Origin of the sequence: Marivirga tractuosa DSM 4126 (assembly GCF_000183425.1) — a bacterium.
GTDB classification, from domain to species: Bacteria; Bacteroidota; Bacteroidia; order Cytophagales; family Cyclobacteriaceae; genus Marivirga; species Marivirga tractuosa.
This window is the reverse complement of the sequence record NC_014759.1, coordinates 3,033,480-3,051,782: the sequence shown is the minus strand read 5'-3', so window position 1 is coordinate 3,051,782 and position 18,303 is coordinate 3,033,480. Positions and strand designations below refer to the sequence as shown.

Here is an 18,303-nt window from a genome sequence, read left to right as displayed (position 1 = left end):
ACTGTTGATACGTTGCTAGTTTTATATTGATTGGCAGAAGGCATCTAAATACTCAAATAAAAAAGCTATATGTGATAATTGTTACATTAATGGATCCAAACCAACTGAATAAATAAAACATTAGTAGAATTAATCTGCCCAATGGCCTAAAATCTGATTATATTTGCTGGTAAACATTTTCCAACTTAATCGTTTGTTGTAGGTATGGATTTTAAAATCACTAGTGAATACCAACCAACTGGAGACCAGCCAAAAGCCATCCAAGCGCTTCAAAAAGGGGTTGAAGAAGGCGAACAAGATCAAGTTCTTTTAGGGGTAACTGGTTCGGGAAAAACCTTTACCATAGCCAACTTAGTAGAACGTGTTCAAAAGCCCACTTTAGTTTTAAGTCATAATAAAACTCTTGCTGCCCAACTTTACGGTGAATTCAAACAGTTCTTTCCCGAAAATGCAGTTGAATATTTTATTTCCTATTACGATTATTATCAGCCTGAAGCATTTATACCTTCCAGCAATGTATATATAGAAAAAGATCTCTCAATAAATGAAGAAATTGAAAAATTACGATTAAGTGCTACTTCCGCCTTGCTCTCAGGAAGAAGAGATGTGATTGTGGTAGCATCGGTTTCCTGCATTTACGGTATTGGAAACCCTGAAGAATTTGGGAAAAATATTATCCGTCTACAGCAAGGTGATAAAGTAGCAAGAAATCAGTTGCTTTTTGCTTTCGTTGATATTCTCTACAACAGAACTACAGCAGAATTCAAGAGAGGGACTTTTAGAGTAAAAGGGGATACGGTAGATATTTTTGTTGCTTATGCCGATTTCGCCTATAGAATTATGTTTTGGGGAGACGAAATAGAGTCCATCCAGCGAATTGATCCTGAAACCGGAAAGAAAATATCAGAAGAAAAAATCATTAGTATTTTTCCTGCCAATCTTTTCGTAACAGGTAAAGATGTTTTGCACCAAGCTATCAAAGAAATTCAAGATGACATGGTGGAGCAAGTCAAATTCTTTGAAAGAGATGGAAGATTTTTAGAAGCCAAAAGACTTCAAGAAAGAACCGAATTTGATATTGAGATGATGCGTGAATTAGGTTACTGCTCAGGAGTCGAGAATTATTCTCGCTATTTTGACAGGCGAACTCCAGGTACAAGACCTTTCTGCTTATTGGATTATTTTCCTGATGATTTCCTAATGGTAATTGATGAGAGCCACGTTACCGTTCCGCAAGTTCGAGCAATGTATGGAGGAGATAGAGCCAGAAAAATCAATCTCGTGGACTATGGCTACCGATTACCCTCTGCAATGGATAACAGACCTTTGAAATTTGATGAATTTGAAAATTTGATTGGCCAAACCATATTTGTGAGTGCCACTCCTGCGGAATATGAATTACGTAAAACTGAAGGCTCTGTAGTAGAACAAGTAATCAGACCAACAGGTTTACTAGATCCTGAAATTGATGTGCGCCCAAGTGGGAATCAAATTGACGATTTATTGGAAGAAATCGATGAAAGAGTCAAACTGAATGAGCGAGTGTTATGTACTACTTTAACCAAAAGAATGGCAGAGGAATTGCATAAATTCTTAGGTAGAGCAGGGGTGAAATCACGCTATATTCACTCTGAAGTCGATACTTTAGACAGAGTGGAAATCCTGAGAGATTTAAGATTAGGGGAATTTGATGTTTTAGTAGGTGTAAATCTATTGAGGGAAGGATTAGATTTACCAGAAGTCTCCTTAGTAGCCATATTGGATGCCGATAAAGAAGGCTTCTTAAGAAATCAGCGATCACTAGTTCAAACCATCGGTAGAGCGGCAAGAAATGAAAAAGGAAAAGTGATCATGTATGCCGACAAAATTACCGACTCTATGCAACAAGCGATGGATGAAACCAATAGAAGGAGAGCCATTCAAAAAGCCTATAACGAAGAACATGGCATCACACCAAAAACCGTGTTCAAATCTAGGGAAAGTATTTTAGGCCAAACGGTTGCTGTTGATTCTAAGAAAACCTCCCAAAAGAAATATTATGCAGGCATAGAAGAAACTTCCGTTGCTGCAGACCCTGTAGTTCAATATATGGATAAAACAGGCTTGGATAAAATGATCTCCGCCACGAAAAAGAAAATGGAGAAAGCTGCGAAAGAACTTGATTTCATAGAGGCAGCGAGATTACGAGATGAATGGCAAGAACTTCAAAAATTACGGGATAAGAAATAAACTATTGGTAATACTAAATAACTATCTTTGCAAAAATTTAATAATATGAAGATTAGAGTAATAAGCTTTTTTATTTTAAGCATTTTCAGCATCTCTCAAGCTTTAGCATGGGGACAAACAGGACATAGAGTAGTAGGAGAAGTGGCTTCTTTCTATTTAAAAAGGAAGGTTGAAAAAAAGGTAAGTGAGATATTGAATAGGGAATCCATGGCAGTTGCAAGTGTGTGGATGGACAATATAAAATCAGATGATAATTGGGATTATGCTAAACCTTGGCATTATGTTACCATTCCAGATGGTATGACATATGAAGAAAGTGAAAAAAATCCTGATGGAGATATCATCATGATGATTCAAAAAATTACAAAGGAGCTAAAGGAAGGTAATCTAGATGCTAAAAGCGAACAAGAAAAACTTAAAATGTTGATCCATTTAGTGGGTGATATTCATCAGCCTTGTCATGTTGGAAATGGAGAAGATATTGGTGGAAATGCTGTAAAAGTTAAATGGTTTGGTCAGAATTCTAACTTACATCGGGTATGGGACAGCGAAATGATCGATTCTAAAGCTTTTAGCTATACTGAATTGGCAAATGCAGTAAACATCACTACAAAAGATGAAATTAATACACTTCAAAATAGTACCATTGATGATTGGTACAAAGAAGCTATGGGATTAAGGAATCAAGTATATGAATTGCCAGAAGACATGTATTTGGGATATGAATACAGCTACAAAAATTGGGCAACGGTTCAGACTCAATTGAAAAAAGCAGGCATAAGGTTAGCTGGACTTTTAAATGAAATATATGGTTAATTAATAAAGGGAGATGAGGTTAATTTTAGCTCATCTCTCTTTTAATAATATTAAATCCCCTTCAATCTCTACTTTTACAAATCCTTCCTTTGCAACTTGATATCCACTTCCAAGTTTAATTAGATTTTCCGTCCTTGTGATATCGTCATTAATGATATCCATTTTAAATCCTTCTGGATACCACTTTTTAAAACTAGAATTTGGCTTCATAATATACTTACCATTTTCAGTAAAAAATATTAAAGGAATTTTTAAAATATCACCATCCAATTGATTGAATAAGTCGATAGTAATATTAAAATCACTGAAAATATTCACTGCAGTACAATTTCTTTCCCTGATCCATCTCAATAAATCATCATGCAACTGGCTTTCGTTATAAATTAAATCATGCTTATTAGGCTCTACTACTTCTCCCTCTTTAATTACATAACCATCAATTTTAGTTTGCTTCAATTCGAAGGTTTCTCTTAAATAAGGGTTGATAATTAGAATTGGAGACCAGCCTAAAATTTCTGACAGCGCTTCCCAATTATCATTTATTTGGAAAACCAGAACTGGTGGCTCCTGTTCGTCTCTAATAATGTGATGAGATGACATTTATATTGAATTTAATTGTGCTTAATTCATAAATTTAGTAATTAGAATAAAGCAAATTGCATTTTTATAGCTGAAATACTATAAATTGCAGAAACATTCAAGAATTGTGAGACTTAAGTTTAGCATACTATTATATCTGATAATTATTTTGATGCCATGCAGCTTATTGGCACAAAACAGAACTGTAATAGACAGCCTAAAATGCAGCATAAGTGATTCAAGCCCATCCGCAAAAATTGAATCTTATAATCAACTGGCTTGGGAATATAGAAAATCTTTTCCTGACAGTACTGTCTTTTACAGTCAGCAAGCGATAGAATTATCGAGAAATAGTCCTGAATTAGTTGGACAGATCGTGAAGTCTTTAAACTTTAAAGGTGTAGGCCACTTTTATAAAGGCGAAAATCTAAAAGCATTTGACCTATATCAGCAAGCAAAAGATTCAGCACTTTTGTATGGTGATTCTTTACAATACGGCTATTCACTCAACAATATTGGCAGGCTCTTTTTTAATCAAGGAAATTATGTTTCTGCTTACGATAATTTCTTCAGAGCATTAGAAGTTTTCAAAGAAATTAACGACTCGGTTTCTTTAAGTTATGGCTATAAAAGTTTGGCTGAACTTTATCAATCTCAAAACAATCTTAAAAAGGCATTAGAAATGTCTTTAAAAACCGCTGAAATAAGAAAAACCTTTAATGACCCCTCTGGAATAATTTCAATTTATTTAGAAATAGCTGACATCTATGGGCAAATGGAGAACTATAACAACAGCTTGAAATACTTTACTCAAGCATATGAAGTTGCTTCCAAAATAAATGACGAAGCCAACTTAGCTATTATAAAATTATCAATAGCTAGAATGAATACTAAAAGAGGTCAATTAAGAATTGCTTTAACAAATGCTTCTGAAGCACTAGAATTTGCATCTCAAGCCAATAATGTAAATCTTATCATACAAGTATATTCACTTTTAGGTGAAATCCACTTTTATAGAAATGAGTATAACCAAGCTAAAGATTACTTTTTAAAAGTCAGCGGTTTAGCAACAAATAATGACATTACATTTGAACAAGACGCCTATTTCTATCTTTCAAAAATCTATGAGAAAGGGGGCGATACGCAGCAAGCATTTGAATATTTTAAAAAATACCATGCGTTAAAAGAAAAGACAGAAAATGTAAATACAGCACGCGAAATTGAAAGATTAGAAGCCCGATTAGAGTTAGACGTTAAAGAAACTGAAAATCAGCTACTGAAACAAAATGAAGAAGCTTATAAACAGGTCATTCAGAAGCAAAAAGCTTTCAACATAGCCCTTACAGCAACTATAATATTGGCAATTATTCTATTGGTTATCATTTGGATAACTGCCAATAAGAGAAGGCAGCATAACAAAATACTACAACTTAAGAACAATAAGATTGAAGAACAACAAAAAAATATAACACTAAAGAATAAAGAGATAAAAGCACAAAACGATGAACTCATTATTCAAAACAAAGAATTAGATGACTTAAATAATGAAAAAGACTCTTTATTGAACTTGGTGGCACATGATATGAAAGCACCATTTCATCGTATTAAGGGATTAACAGAGCTTTTAAGGTTATCAGGCTTAAATGAAGAGCAAAGTCAATATGTTGAAATGATAAGAAATAATGCCAAACATGGTGCCTATTTAATAAATGACTTATTGGATGTAAATTCGATGTCAGCAGAAAAAGAGGAAATAATAACTGAATCATTAGACCTTAAAAAACTTTTAGAAGAAACAGTATCGAATTTTATAGTTGAATTAACAAATAAGCAAATTGAATGCAAAGTTGAGGCTGAACCGGGGCTTCAAATAAGAACCAATAAAAACTATCTCAATAGAATACTGGAAAATCTAGTATCAAATGCTGTTAAATTTTCTGATTTAGAATCGGAAATCACATTACGTGCTGGAATAAATAAGAACGACTATTGGATTAGCATTAAAGATTTTGGGCCTGGGTTTACCGAGGAAGACAAGAACAGCTTATTCATGAAGTTTAAGAAATTAAGTGCCAAACCTACTGGAGGAGAAAGTTCAAATGGATTAGGGCTAGCTATTGTAAAAACTTTAGTGGATAGATTAAACGGTAAAATCAACTTGGATACTGAAGTTGGAAAACATAGTGAGTTCACCCTATATTTTCCACTCATAGAAAAATGATTAAAACCCTACCTTACCTGATTTCCACCCTTTAGTTTCTACTTCCTCAGCAGTTTTCAATACTTTATCTTTCATTTGTTTCTTATAATTTTCTAAGTTTTTAGCCACCTCATTATCAAAATTTGAAATAATTTGAGCTGCTAAAATACCAGCATTTTTAGCACCATCTAACGCAACGGTTGCCACTGGTACTCCACCTGGCATTTGTAAAATAGACAAAACCGAGTCCCATCCGTCAATAGAATTACTAGATTTAACGGGAACGCCTATAACTGGAAGAGTAGTATAAGCCGCCACCATCCCTGGAAGGTGTGCAGCACCACCCGCACCAGCTATTATAGCATGAAAACCATTCTTTCTAGCCGATTGGGCAAAATCCATCATTCTTTCTGGAGTTCTGTGCGCAGAAACTATGGTCAATTCGAAATCAACCCCCAATTCTTCTAATATTTTAGCAGCCTCACTCATCACCTTTAGGTCTGACTGGCTGCCCATTATTATTGCTATTTTACCCTTGCTCATGCTTTAACTTTTAATGTAGATTTGACTTTCTCAATCTTTCTCTTCAATGACGTTAAACTAGGGTCAGTAATGGTGACGTGCCCCATTTTTCTAAATGGTTTTGTCAACTTTTTACCATATAAATGAACAGATGCACCTGATATCTTCATTACTTCTTCCATTCCTTCATATTTAGCATCTCCAGTAAATCCATCTTCTCCCAATATATTGACCATTGCTGAACTTATCTTAGTAGAGGTATTTCCTAATGGAAGATTGAGTATAGCTCTTAAATGCTGGTCATATTGAGAAACAAAGTTACCTTCAATGCTTTGATGACCACTGTTGTGAGGTCTTGGCGCAATCTCATTAACCATTATTTCATTATCTTTAGTCAAGAACATTTCGACAGCAAGAATCCCAACCATTTCCAATTTCTGAATAATATCAATCGCTACTTCCTTTGCCTTTTGTTCCTCAGATTTTTCAATAATAGCTGGTGATAGTAGATACTCTACCAAATTATGCTCTGGATGAAAAACCATTTCTACTACGGGAAATGTATTCACCTCTCCATCCTCATTTCGGCTTACTATTACAGCCAATTCTTTTTTAAAAGGCACAAAATCTTCTAATAATGATGGTGCATCAAATCCCTTATTTATATCCTCTTTAGTTTTTACGACTTGAACTCCTCTACCGTCATAACCTCCTTTACCTATTTTATGTACTGCTGGAAATTTATCGGATAATTTCTCCAAATCAGCTCTATTCTCAGTTAATACAAATGGCGCTGTAGGAATATTATTGTCTTGATAAAACTGCTTCTGCACTCTTTTATCCTGAATCATCTCTATGATTTCTGGTTGTGGATATACTTTGACACCTTCCGATTGCAGCTTTTTCATCGCTTCAATATTGACCTTTTCAATCTCAATAGTTAGAATATCGCATTGTTTGCCGAATTCATAAACTGCGTTGAAATCTTCCAAATCACCTACTGTAAAATCAGCAACTAATTTTGCACAAGGCGCATTGGGATCAAGATCCATCATTCTTAAATCAATATTAATATTGATAGCACTTTGAATCAACATTCTACCTAATTGACCTCCTCCTAAAACTCCAATTTTTAAATCTGTATTAAAACTCATAAGATTCACTTGATTAATCGAAAGGCAAATATAATATTTATTAGCCGAGAATAATGGGTATTCTTGAGATTGATAAACACAAAAAAAGCCTTCTCATTTATGAAAAGGCTTTCAATAATCCGTCACATAATATTAATTACTTGCTCTTAACGTCTTTAATTTTATCAGCGTTAATTTCTACCTTCAAAATGAAAAGATCAAATTCCTCATCAATTGGTAAAAATTTATAGACTAATTTTTCGCCTGTTTTTCTAGCAATATCAATCAATCCAAGTCCTGCTCCACCTTTGTCAGAAAGCTTCCCATGCTTGATTTGTTGCATATACATTTTCTTCAACTCATCGGCACTAGCTGCATTTACTTCATCAATAGCTGACCTTAAATCTTCTACTTTATCTCTTGCAACCTTATTGCTTGTAATGACATAATATATATCCTCTTTATTACCTATCACAAACAGTCCATTACCAATTTGGGCATCAGTAATTTCATCCGAGTGCTTATTCATGTTCTGAAGGGTTTCAACCATTACATGATAAACCCTCTTCTTCACATATCTGTCTTCCTTTTTTCTTTCCATGTCAGACTCTGCCATGGAAGTAAACATTTTTGTAATTTCATGATTGAATTCCCCTAAATAAACCAATGAGATTCCATTCCCTTGCATTTCAGAAAAAAGGCTCAATACCGATTTGATGAAATTTACGTTTAAATCCATCTTGTTTTCGTTTATGTTATCTATCATTTATACTATGAATATTTAGATTTCAAAAATATTTTAATTTAAAATTTTCTTCAAAATAGGGGATTTTTTTTGAAATATCAGTCAATTCCTAAATCAATTGTGTCAATTGTATTTTTACTGTTCTTTTTAGCTCTTGATTTCCCTTTATTAACATTGCCAAATGTATGATTTATACCAAACCTAAAATCGACTGCCCGACCATTCATTGGATTAACAATTGATAATAAGTCATTGGTTGCTAATACTACTTGAAAAGGAATTAGGTTTAAAGTAATTCCAGTACCAAAGTTGTTCACTCTACCATTCATCATGGTGGCGGAAAAAGCAAAGTTAAAGAAAGTGCCTCCTTGAAAATTATACATGGCTGTTAAGGCAGGAATCAATGCCCCTTTATACAATTCCGAATATAAAATAGCTGAGGCCGTTTGCCTTCTGCTGAATTGATATGAAGCCCCAGCATATAACTTCCCTGTTAAAGATGTTGTAAATGATTCTTTCGTTTCATTGTATTCTAAATTATTCACTACACTATCTAATTCATCAATTACTGAAAGATCTTCCCCATTTATTAATTCTACTACGTCAGCACCTCCAAAAGTATAGCTCATGGATGGAACGGTTCCCAGATAAGAATTTCCCTGATTCCAATTGATGAACCCCAAGTCATTAAGGCTAGCAAAGAATCTAATTTTCTGTGAAAATTCATAAGTGGCACCAATATCTAATCCAAAGCCTGAATTTCCAGTAACTGCTGACCTAATATCATCCCCAATATCATCTCCATTCATTAAAGCTCCTGCTGCTCCTCCACCTCTAATTTCAAATTGGTTGACATTTAAAGAAATAGAATCTCCTCTAAATTCTGAATTTCCATAAGTCTGTAAGGATCCATCAATAGTTGGAATATCGGCATAAGCATGTCCAATCATATATTTAAGCCTGATTCCAGCTGTCATTTTTCCAGCTAGAATTTCCCTTCCATGAGAAATCCCTATTTCTGTATAAGCCATTGTTTTAACGGAGCCCCTACTAAGGTCAACCAGCCCATCATCCAATTCGTCTGATGCATTACCATATAGCGCAAGTGCAAAAAGTTCCTTGGGTAAACTTGCTCTTGCAAAGGTTTTAGTATTTATGCTAAAAGCTGTATAACTAGTTAGACCTCTAATCCCTAAATGAAAAAGATTAATTGTATTATTGGAGGTTACCCGGTTATTCCTTCTCATTTTACGGAAGATATCACCGGTATTGATATTTCCATTTTCATCAACTGCAGTAAGCAATTCCAAGTTTGTGAAATTTTGCCCCGTATTGATATGAAATCCTGAAAGTCCAGGTAAACCCAACGAAAATTTATAATCAGGTAACAAGGCAGGATTCAAGTTATTGGCTTGAGGTAATGTTTTATATAAACCATATCCAATCATATCTGATTGAGCCAATGCTGAAGTTGTATTCCAGAATAGAAAAACGATTAATGCGAAATATTTGATCTCTTTCATAGTCACTCTCATTAAAAATTCACATTATATTTTGCTTGAACCGCCAAATTAAACTTGACTGAAGCACCAGATGTAATTGTTACGACCTCACTACCGTTATTTGTAGTTGATATGGTTGCCCTTATCCCAACCCTTTTTACATTGATCAACTCCTCTAGTTCATTATTAGTAGTCTCCGGATCATCTTCTAGCCTAATCAAGTCACTGATAGGTTCTGGGCTTTCTACACTGCCTCCAGCCAAAAATTTTCCGTCAAATAAATTCATTACGACTGTACTGTCCTCACGCAAAAGATCTGCCCTAAAATTAAGATCAATAGGTAAAGAATTTTCAGAAGTGAACTTGAACAATGCATATTGCAATTCTTGCGGGTCAATACCATCTAAAGAAACCGTTTCATTAATTTCTAAGCCGCCCAATCTAAATTCTAAGGGTAAACTAACTTCATAGCCAGCTTGAAAATAAGAATCTTTTGTAACAAAATTATCAGGTGTGTTGTTAGGGTCGATCAAACCATCAACTTGTAGGGAAACAGAATCTGGCACATTATTAATTATACTTTTAAAAATATTGTCGAAATTATTTCCCGATGTAGTTGGGGAACCTGTAGTTGCTGCTTCTAATTCTATTGCTGTATTAATAGGTTCTTGGTTTGCTGCTCCATCTTTATAGGTAGTAAAATTATTAACATCAAATCTAATCGGTACTCCCATAGAATTTGTGAAAACTAATCTAAATTGTGGGTCTTCAAAATAATAATCAATTTCAGTTAGGAGTTCATTTTGGCTAAATGCATCCGTTTGGATGGTATTTTCTTCAGTACTTATATTTTGAGAGCTTAAATCACCGTATAATGCTTCAAATGCTAAATCTTCAACCCCGATGTTAAGATCAATGCTGTTTGCACCAAAAACTAGATTTTGACCATTAACCTTAGTCAACGTAACATCAAAGCTCAACAATAATTGTCTTAAACTGGGATCAGCATTAAATGTAAATTCTACATCATTAAATTGATCAGTAGATTGATCAGAACTTATGGGATTAAAACCATCATAACTGAACAAATTACTGTAATTCAAAATTGGCGTACTCGTTGGATCTTCCATGTCAAATGATAAATCAACATCTGCAGGAAAATTTTCTGTAACCTCAGTTTGTATTGTTCCCTGATCAATTATGATTCGATCCAAATCTCCTTGATTGGGGTAATCAATCAATTCTTCTCTACTTACAGTAACTTGACCATTTGCATTAAAGTCATTAATCTCTTCCGGTGTAAGTATGATTGGCGGTATATTCAGCACTTGATTGCTCAATGAAAAATAATCAGTAGCAAATTGACTAAACAAACTGTCATCAGATATTCTAATAACGAGGACATCAGTACTAGGATCAGCACTTACGTCAATGTCACTTGAATTAGCCTCCAAAATATCGATTAAAGTAAATTTTGAGTCAACCAAAGGCACTCCTAATTCAGGACTCCATTGCAACTTTCCAATCTCCAAATCACTGAGTTCAGAATAGCAACCTCCAATGAACATACTTACTAATATGCCAAAAAGAAAGTAGGGTTTACGAATGATCTTTTTCATATTTACTAATTTTACCTCAAATCTATTGAAAATTGAAGGATATAAATAAAATATAGCAATTAAAATATATGGAAAAATCAATGTTTTTTATCGGAATTTGCCCTCCTCATCCTCTGGAAAAACGGATTCATGGGATAAAAGAAGAGTTTCGTCAAAAATATGGGGTCAAAGGTGGATTTCGTTCAAAAGCACACATTACCCTACAAATGCCATTCAATTTAGCCATCAATAAAGAGGAGCAATTTATTAGCGCTTTGAATTACATGCTTGCTGGAAAAAGAACCTTTAAAATTGAACTGAAAGATTTTGGAAATTTCGAACCAAGAGTGATATTTATTAATGTTGATGAAAATAGAGAACTGGATTCATTGCAAAAATCTGTAGAGCATCTTATGAAAAAATTTCAAGTCTTTAACAGCACGCATAAAAATAATGGCTTTACTCCTCATATAACTGTTGCCTTCCGGGACTTGAAAAAACCAACTTTCTCCAAGATATGGAATGAAGTAAAAGATAGGGATTTTAAGGAAAGTTTTCGGGCGAATGCCATTACTGTTTTTAAGCACAATGGTAATTCGTGGGATATATTTTCAAAGAATTGAAATTAGACCACACATAAAATTGTACAATTAAATTCACTTCCTTACTTTAGTAATGAACTAAAACCTTACTTAAGTAATGAAGCAGAAAATTAGAATTTGGCTTCGCAATTTTTTTGGCTTTTCCAGAACTGAAACCAACGGGTTTATAATTCTTCTTTTATTGATGGCCCTAATTTTATCGATGCCTTTTATATCAAAAAGCATTTATTCATATTATAAAAAGCCTGTGCAATCAAAAGCTCATAGATTAAATCTAAATTCTTTACTATCAGAACTAAAAGACAACATTGAAACCCATAACGAAAAAAGTGAAGAAAGGGAGTACAATTATTTCGACTTAAATAAATCAACTTCAGCAGAACTGGTCAATTCTGGCTTTCCTCAATATCTAGCCAAACGGATAGTGAAATATAGAAATAAAGTCAATCCTTTCGAATCTAAGGATGAGCTTCTTAAGATATATGGGATTGACAGTGCTTTCTACCAAGAGATTTATCCTTATATCAAAATTACTATATTAAATATTCAGCCTGATCCCCAACCAGTAAAAAAAGAAACAAGCACAACTAACAAAATCAAGGAAGAGAAATATCCTGAGAAAGAAGCAAAAAAGTTCGAATTATCTGCTTTTGATCTGAATAAAGCAGATAGCACACAGCTACAAAAAATTTATGGCATCGGCCCAGCATATTCAAAAAGGATACTCAAGTACAGGAATTATCTAGGTGGATTCCACTCCCTTAACCAGCTCAATGAAGTATATGGTTTAAAAAAAGAGAATCTAGATTCCCTCAAAAATTATGTTTTTCTAGCCAACGAGCTAAATTTAAGGAAACTAAAAGTTAACAAACTAAATGCAGACAGTTTGGTACAACATCCGTATATTTCATACAAAGAAGCAAATTTGATCGTTAATTATAGAAATCAACATGGGAACTATAGCTCTATGGATGACATATTAGCTATCAAAATATTAGATAGTATCTGGGTCAAAAAGACAGCCCCCTATCTCTCTTTTGATTAAGCACCAAATAAAGGTTTACAAATAAGATAATAATTTCTTAAATTGATTTTTTGCTAATTTATTTTTCATGCACGACATCCTAAGGCACTATTTAAAACGGCTCACAAATCTCTCTGGAAGTAATAGATCCTTATTATTGCTTCGCTTGATTTCTGACCAAACCTTAGATTTACATGATTTTGATTTCCTGCTCAATAAAAGCTCTTTTTCCCTAATTGAAGATTTAATAGGAAGAAAGAAACACATACCATTGGCAGCCATCTCAGATCCTAGGCTCGAGAAGAACAACATCATGAGTCGTAAGCTGAAAAAATTAAAGAGAATTGAAAAATTTATTTATGATGAAAGAGGTGCAAAGGATTTATATGTAGGCTGGCCATTTGTAAGAGGAAAGTTTCATGGTGGGACATCCGTACGTTGTCCACTTATATTTTTCCCTATAGAAATAAAACAGGTAAATGACCAATGGGTGATGGAATTAAGGGAAGATGTCAACATTACCTTCAATAAATCTTTCCTGTTGGCCTATGCTCATTTCCATGGAATTAAAATTAGTGATGAGTTAATTGAAAAGGTATTTGAAATCTATGATCCAGATAGTCGTGTTTTCAGAACAGACCTTTACCAAATATTCAAAGAAAGTCCTATTGAAATAAATTTCAATCAGGATAATTTTATGGATATACTTCATCAATTTAAGGATTTTAAAAAGCCGGATTTTGAGGAAAATGAAAAGGAAGGTGAATTAAAATTATATCCGGAAGCTGTCTTAGGGATTTTTCCACAAAGCGGATCGTATTTAGTTCCCGACTATTCTTACTTGCTTGAGAAAGAGCAAGAAGTACAAGACATAGAAGAATTCTTTTTAAGTAGAAATCCAGACAAACAAACAGAAGATCCTGCAGATTATAAGCAGCGCTATCGTTTTATTGAAAGCGTTAAAGAGGAAGAAACCTTTACAGTATTTCCTATGGATGCCTATCAGGAAAATGCATTGAAAGCTGTTAAAAAGGGCAACTCATTGGTAGTTCAGGGCCCTCCTGGAACAGGAAAGTCTCAGCTTATAAGCAATTTAGTTACTGATTTCATAGCCAGAGGAAAAAAGGTGTTGGTGGTATGTCAAAAAAGAGCTGCATTAGATGTGATCTATGACAGAATGAAATCAATCGACATGCATCCTTTTATAGCATTGGTTCATGATTTTAAGAATGATAGAAAAGCTATTTTTGAGCAAATCCAGAGCCAAATAGAACGATTGGAAGAATATGAAGCCAAAAACAATGGATTAGATTCAGTACAAATCCAAAGAGAATTTCTAAAATCCAGTAGAATCATAGACCAAATAGTAGAGGAGAAGGAAGAATACCGATTAGCTTTATTTGATGAATCGGAATGTGGAATCTCCGCAAAGGAATTGTACTTAAATTGTGACCTTAATCACATTAAAATCAACTTAAAACAGATTCATCGTCATTTTCACAAAAAAGAAATTGAAGAATTTGCCAGTAAATTAGTTCATTTCCAAACCTACGTGGACGATTTTAGCACTGATGATTTCATCTGGCAAGACCGAGTAAACTTTAAGGATTTTGGATTGAATGATAAAAAGGAAATTGTTCATTTATTAGAGAAAATTCCATCCTATTTTGAGGAAATTGCCAAAAAATCAAAAACCCTTGTTGGTTCACAAATGAGCCTCAAAGAATTCGAGGATGTAGTAGAACATCAAGATAAATTAAATGCCTTGGGAGATCTGTTAAATACGACTTCCTATCAATACCTAATCTACATGTTTAATTACTCAGACGACAACACCAACGCTTTATGGCTGAGTAATATACAACGAGTGATAAACAACTGTTTTAAAGATGGCGGCATAGAAAGCAGTTTGTCTTCCAAAGACTTAGGGGCATTGCAAAAGGTGATTCAATTACGAAGGCAATCACGCAAAAGGCCAACAAAATGGATTCATTGGATTCTTTTCTCTAAAGAGAAATACTTCTTGAAAAAGGTTTTGGTGGCTAATAATCTAACTGTTAATGGTGCAGGGGTTAAAGAGCTTGAAAAAAGACTCGACAACAGGCTGAATTTTGAGCACAACATGACAAAACTCAAAAAACAGACTTGGTTAAAAGATATCCCAAACACTAAAAATCAAATTGAGTTAAATCATTGGTTTCAAGAACAAACCCAGGCAATAAAAGCCAAAGAAATAATTGGATCATTCACTAATTTCAAAGCATTTTCATTAACTGAGGGTAAATCACTCAGTGAATTCTTATCTAAAATTCAAGCCATTATCAAACTCTCCAGAGATACTATTGAAGAGAAGGATCAATGGAAAAAATATCTCACAAGAACTCAAATAGACCAATTAGAACAAGGGAGATTACCCGCTAGTTATATTAAAACCTTTCAACGATATTTTGATGAACTAGTCCAGTTCGATCAGCTTTATGAGGGTATGGAGCACTTTGAACAAGAAGTGGTCAAGCTACTGAATGAAAGTGGCTACACTATTACCCATGAAAATATTAAAGCTATTTTTCTTAATAGTATTTATTTAGAGTGGCTAGATCACATAGAGACAAAGTATCCTATTTTGAGGGAAGTATCTACTCGAAAATTCGATAAACAAACAGAGGAACTTCAATATTCTATTGAAGATAAATTAAAACTTAGCACGGAAATCTTAAACCTGAAAGTAAGGGAGAGAACCTTTACCAATGTTGAATACAATCGATTGAATAATAGGATTTCATATAGAGACTTAAGTCATCAAGTCACAAAAAAACGTCAGATATGGCCAATTAGAAGAGTGATTCAGGAATTTCAAGAAGAATTATTTGATCTTATTCCGTGCTGGATGGCAAGCCCTGAATCTGTTTCTGCCATTTTTCCAATGGAAGAAATATTTGATTTGGTAATTTTTGATGAAGCCTCCCAATGTTTTGTAGAAAAAGGAATTCCGGCCATGTACAGGGGCAGACAAGTTGTTATTGCCGGTGATGACAAGCAATTAAGTCCGAATGATCTCTATAAAGTTCGTTGGGAGGAAGAAGAAGTGGATCATCCGGATTTGGAAATTGATTCTCTTCTTGACTTAGCCAATAAATATGTGATGAATCTTCAACTAGCAGGACATTATAGAAGCAAATCTTTGGATCTGATAGAATTCTCTAATCATCACTTCTATAAAGATAGATTGAGATTATTACCTGACTTTCATTATATCAATAATGCAGATCCCGGGATAGATTACATAAAAGTAGACGGGGTATGGGAGCAAAATTCGAATGAAATTGAGGCACGCAATGTGGTGGATATCATTAAAGAATATTTGAAAAATGAACCTGAAAAAGAAATAGGAGTAGTCACCTTCAATGCTCCTCAGCAGGGTCTAATTTGGGATATTTTGGAAGACCAGATTGCTCTAGGAAATTTAACTTTACCAGATAAATTCTTTGTGAAAAACATTGAAAATGTTCAGGGTGACGAAAAGGACGTGATTATTTTCAGTACTGGATATGCTCCCGATAAGTCAGGTAGACTGAAAATGCAATTTGGCAGCATCAACGCTCCAAAAGGAGAAAATCGATTAAATGTAGCCATTACTAGAGCTCGTGAGAAAGTGATAATTATCAGCAGCCTTTATCCTGATCAGTTAAAGGTTGATGATGCCAAAAATAATGGACCTAAATTATTGAAAGCCTATTTGCAATATGCATTGGATGTTTCGAAAGGAAACTTTAGACCGAAACCGAAACCTGCTAATAATTTCCAAAGCAATTGGTTTCTAAAAACGAAAGTAAGGGAAGAATTACAAGCCTCTGTTAAAAGTATTAAAGCTGAAGAAGAATTACCATTTGCTGACATAAGCTTTAAGGACAATACTGAATACAAAGGCTTATTGCTTTCAGACGACAATCTATTTTATGATAATCCTTCGGTAAAAGACATTTTTGCTTATACCCCTTTCCTACTATCCAAAATGAATTGGCCCTACATTCAAGTCAAAAGTAGAAATTTCTGGAATGATAAGGAAGAACTGATGGAAAGAGTAGTCCAATTTGTTAAGAGGAACGATTGAAATATGATGCATGAAAAAGAAAATTGCAGCTTATGTCACACCCTTAGTCCTATATTTTACATCAATGAAGACAGGTATTATTTAAAGTGTCCAAACTGCTCAGGAATCTTCATGTCCAAGCAATTCCTGCCAAATGATAGTATTGAAATTGATCGCTATTCCACTCATAACAACGATGTAAAAGATCCAAGATACAGAAGATTTGTTTCACCTATCACACTTGCTATTCTTAGAGATTTCAATAAAAACCATCATGGGTTAGATTTTGGTTCTGGCACAGGTCCAGTTATTACCGTAGTCTTAAGGGAACAAGGATACAACATAAAAACTTATGACCCATACTTCGATTATAAGCCAGAAGTATTAGGTGACGCTTACGATTATATTGCTTGTTGCGAAGTAGCTGAGCATTTTCATGAGCCAAATGTAGAGTTTGGAAAACTGAAATCTCTATTGAAACCAAACGGTAAACTCTATATCATGACAGACCTTTACGATGAAGAAATCTATTTTGAAGATTGGTATTACAAAAATGATCCCACTCATGTTTTTTTCTATCAAAAATCCACGTTTGATTGGATCAAAGAAACTTTCGGATTCAAATCAGTTGAGATTGAAGGAAGGCTTGCTATATTAATCAACTAATCAAAATCCTGATTTTTAACTACTTATATTTGATTCAAAAAAATAAAAGTGTATATTATACAACACTAAACTATTTTTCAATCATGGTAAAGAGCTATCAAGGAGCATTCATCAAAAAAGAAACAAAGCAAGAAGAGCCTAACAGCGTATCGGTAAAAGACTACATGGCTACGAATCTTATCACTTTTAATGAACATCAAACAATTTATGAAGCCATGGATATTTTAATGAAAAAGAAAATTTCGGGTGGTCCTGTAGTAGATGAAAACAATAATCTAATTGGGGTAATTTCAGAAGGTGATTGCCTTAAAGAAATTGTAAAGGGAAAGTATAATAATTCCCCTAAGTTACCTGGCTTAGTAAAGGATTATATGGCTACCAATGTGATTCATATTGATCCAGAAACCAATATCTTTGAAGCTGCCAATATGTTTTTAAGAATGCGTTTTAGAAGATTTCCTGTACTAAAAGAAGGAAAACTTATTGGACAAATAAGCCAGCGAGATATTATGCGCGCTGTAAGAGATAGTCAAGAGGTAAATTGGAAGCATTAAAAAAGCCGAAAAACTAATTTTTCGGCTTTCTAAATTATAAGCT

The 18,303-nt window shown here is 34.0% G+C and carries 14 protein-coding genes; 8 read left to right on the top strand and 6 right to left on the bottom strand.

Annotated features, from left to right (window positions below):
- Nucleotides 1–204: 204 nt before the first annotated feature.
- Nucleotides 205–2,229, top strand: coding sequence for an excinuclease ABC subunit UvrB (uvrB, locus tag FTRAC_RS12925; RefSeq protein ID WP_013454707.1), 2,025 nt, complete (start codon nucleotides 205–207; stop codon nucleotides 2,227–2,229).
- Between the two features lie 45 nt (nucleotides 2,230–2,274).
- Entirely contained in the window at nucleotides 2,275–3,045 is a 771-nt protein-coding gene (locus tag FTRAC_RS12920; protein WP_041649833.1) for a S1/P1 nuclease, read from the top strand.
- Between the two features lie 30 nt (nucleotides 3,046–3,075).
- On the opposite strand, the gene FTRAC_RS12915 is transcribed toward FTRAC_RS12920, so the two are convergent.
- Nucleotides 3,076–3,645, bottom strand: coding sequence for a hypothetical protein (locus FTRAC_RS12915; protein ID WP_013454705.1), 570 nt, complete (start codon nucleotides 3,643–3,645; stop codon nucleotides 3,076–3,078).
- Between the two features lie 151 nt (nucleotides 3,646–3,796).
- Here FTRAC_RS12915 and FTRAC_RS12910 point away from each other — a divergent pair, with 151 nt between their 5' ends.
- Complete coding sequence (locus FTRAC_RS12910; RefSeq protein ID WP_013454704.1) at nucleotides 3,797–5,845, top strand: tetratricopeptide repeat protein; 2,049 nt, start codon at nucleotides 3,797–3,799, stop codon at nucleotides 5,843–5,845.
- On the opposite strand, the gene purE is transcribed toward FTRAC_RS12910, so the two are convergent.
- The 5 genes from purE to FTRAC_RS12885 all read right to left on the bottom strand — a co-directional run bounded on the left by purE (nucleotide 5,846) and on the right by FTRAC_RS12885 (nucleotide 11,345).
- Complete coding sequence (gene purE, locus FTRAC_RS12905) at nucleotides 5,846–6,367, bottom strand: 5-(carboxyamino)imidazole ribonucleotide mutase (protein ID WP_013454703.1); 522 nt, start codon at nucleotides 6,365–6,367, stop codon at nucleotides 5,846–5,848. It lies immediately after the preceding gene.
- Nucleotides 6,364–7,500, bottom strand: a complete 1,137-nt coding sequence (locus FTRAC_RS12900; protein WP_013454702.1) for a 5-(carboxyamino)imidazole ribonucleotide synthase — start codon at nucleotides 7,498–7,500, stop codon at nucleotides 6,364–6,366. The genes purE and FTRAC_RS12900 overlap by 4 nt, the downstream gene beginning before the upstream one ends.
- A 136-nt stretch (nucleotides 7,501–7,636) precedes the next feature.
- Complete coding sequence (locus FTRAC_RS12895; RefSeq protein WP_013454701.1) at nucleotides 7,637–8,245, bottom strand: SiaB family protein kinase; 609 nt, start codon at nucleotides 8,243–8,245, stop codon at nucleotides 7,637–7,639.
- A 77-nt stretch (nucleotides 8,246–8,322) separates the two neighbouring features.
- The gene (locus FTRAC_RS12890) at nucleotides 8,323–9,747 is read right to left on the bottom strand and encodes a DUF5723 family protein (RefSeq protein WP_148230083.1); all 1,425 of its coding nucleotides are present in this window, start codon (nucleotides 9,745–9,747) and stop codon (nucleotides 8,323–8,325) included.
- An 11-nt stretch (nucleotides 9,748–9,758) separates the two neighbouring features.
- Nucleotides 9,759–11,345 (bottom strand): hypothetical protein, encoded by a 1,587-nt coding sequence (locus FTRAC_RS12885; RefSeq protein ID WP_013454699.1) that lies wholly within the window; start codon nucleotides 11,343–11,345, stop codon nucleotides 9,759–9,761.
- A gap of 68 nt (nucleotides 11,346–11,413) precedes the next feature.
- Here FTRAC_RS12885 and FTRAC_RS12880 point away from each other — a divergent pair, with 68 nt between their 5' ends.
- The 5 genes from FTRAC_RS12880 to FTRAC_RS12860 all read left to right on the top strand — a co-directional run bounded on the left by FTRAC_RS12880 (nucleotide 11,414) and on the right by FTRAC_RS12860 (nucleotide 18,260).
- On the top strand, nucleotides 11,414–11,947 hold the full coding sequence (locus FTRAC_RS12880) for a 2'-5' RNA ligase family protein (RefSeq protein ID WP_049784136.1): 534 nt from the start codon (nucleotides 11,414–11,416) through the stop codon (nucleotides 11,945–11,947).
- 181 nt (nucleotides 11,948–12,128) lie between these two features.
- Nucleotides 12,129–12,971 (top strand): ComEA family DNA-binding protein, encoded by an 843-nt coding sequence (locus FTRAC_RS12875; RefSeq protein ID WP_185094405.1) that lies wholly within the window; start codon nucleotides 12,129–12,131, stop codon nucleotides 12,969–12,971.
- A gap of 67 nt (nucleotides 12,972–13,038) precedes the next feature.
- Complete coding sequence (locus FTRAC_RS12870; RefSeq protein ID WP_013454696.1) at nucleotides 13,039–17,061, top strand: AAA domain-containing protein; 4,023 nt, start codon at nucleotides 13,039–13,041, stop codon at nucleotides 17,059–17,061.
- A gap of 111 nt (nucleotides 17,062–17,172) precedes the next feature.
- Entirely contained in the window at nucleotides 17,173–17,706 is a 534-nt protein-coding gene (locus tag FTRAC_RS12865) for a class I SAM-dependent methyltransferase (RefSeq protein ID WP_221405905.1), read from the top strand.
- An 83-nt stretch (nucleotides 17,707–17,789) separates the two neighbouring features.
- On the top strand, nucleotides 17,790–18,260 hold the full coding sequence (locus FTRAC_RS12860) for a CBS domain-containing protein (RefSeq protein ID WP_013454694.1): 471 nt from the start codon (nucleotides 17,790–17,792) through the stop codon (nucleotides 18,258–18,260).
- The last annotated feature ends 43 nt before the right edge of the window (nucleotides 18,261–18,303 follow it).

Coding starts and splice junctions, on each gene's coding strand:
- FTRAC_RS12890 (WP_148230083.1), bottom strand. CDS start 9,747: ATGAAAGAGATCAAATATTTCGCATTAATCGTTTTTCTATTCTGGAAT.
- FTRAC_RS12860 (WP_013454694.1), top strand. CDS start 17,790: ATGGTAAAGAGCTATCAAGGAGCATTCATCAAAAAAGAAACAAAGCAA.
- FTRAC_RS12875 (WP_185094405.1), top strand. CDS start 12,129: ATGCCTTTTATATCAAAAAGCATTTATTCATATTATAAAAAGCCTGTG.
- FTRAC_RS12900 (WP_013454702.1), bottom strand. CDS start 7,500: ATGAGTTTTAATACAGATTTAAAAATTGGAGTTTTAGGAGGAGGTCAA.
- FTRAC_RS12915 (WP_013454705.1), bottom strand. CDS start 3,645: ATGTCATCTCATCACATTATTAGAGACGAACAGGAGCCACCAGTTCTG.
- FTRAC_RS12910 (WP_013454704.1), top strand. CDS start 3,797: ATGCCATGCAGCTTATTGGCACAAAACAGAACTGTAATAGACAGCCTA.
- FTRAC_RS12865 (WP_221405905.1), top strand. CDS start 17,173: ATGTCCAAGCAATTCCTGCCAAATGATAGTATTGAAATTGATCGCTAT.
- FTRAC_RS12870 (WP_013454696.1), top strand. CDS start 13,039: ATGCACGACATCCTAAGGCACTATTTAAAACGGCTCACAAATCTCTCT.
- FTRAC_RS12880 (WP_049784136.1), top strand. CDS start 11,414: ATGGAAAAATCAATGTTTTTTATCGGAATTTGCCCTCCTCATCCTCTG.
- FTRAC_RS12920 (WP_041649833.1), top strand. CDS start 2,275: ATGAAGATTAGAGTAATAAGCTTTTTTATTTTAAGCATTTTCAGCATC.
- uvrB (WP_013454707.1), top strand. CDS start 205: ATGGATTTTAAAATCACTAGTGAATACCAACCAACTGGAGACCAGCCA.
- FTRAC_RS12885 (WP_013454699.1), bottom strand. CDS start 11,345: ATGAAAAAGATCATTCGTAAACCCTACTTTCTTTTTGGCATATTAGTA.
- purE (WP_013454703.1), bottom strand. CDS start 6,367: ATGAGCAAGGGTAAAATAGCAATAATAATGGGCAGCCAGTCAGACCTA.
- FTRAC_RS12895 (WP_013454701.1), bottom strand. CDS start 8,245: ATGATAGATAACATAAACGAAAACAAGATGGATTTAAACGTAAATTTC.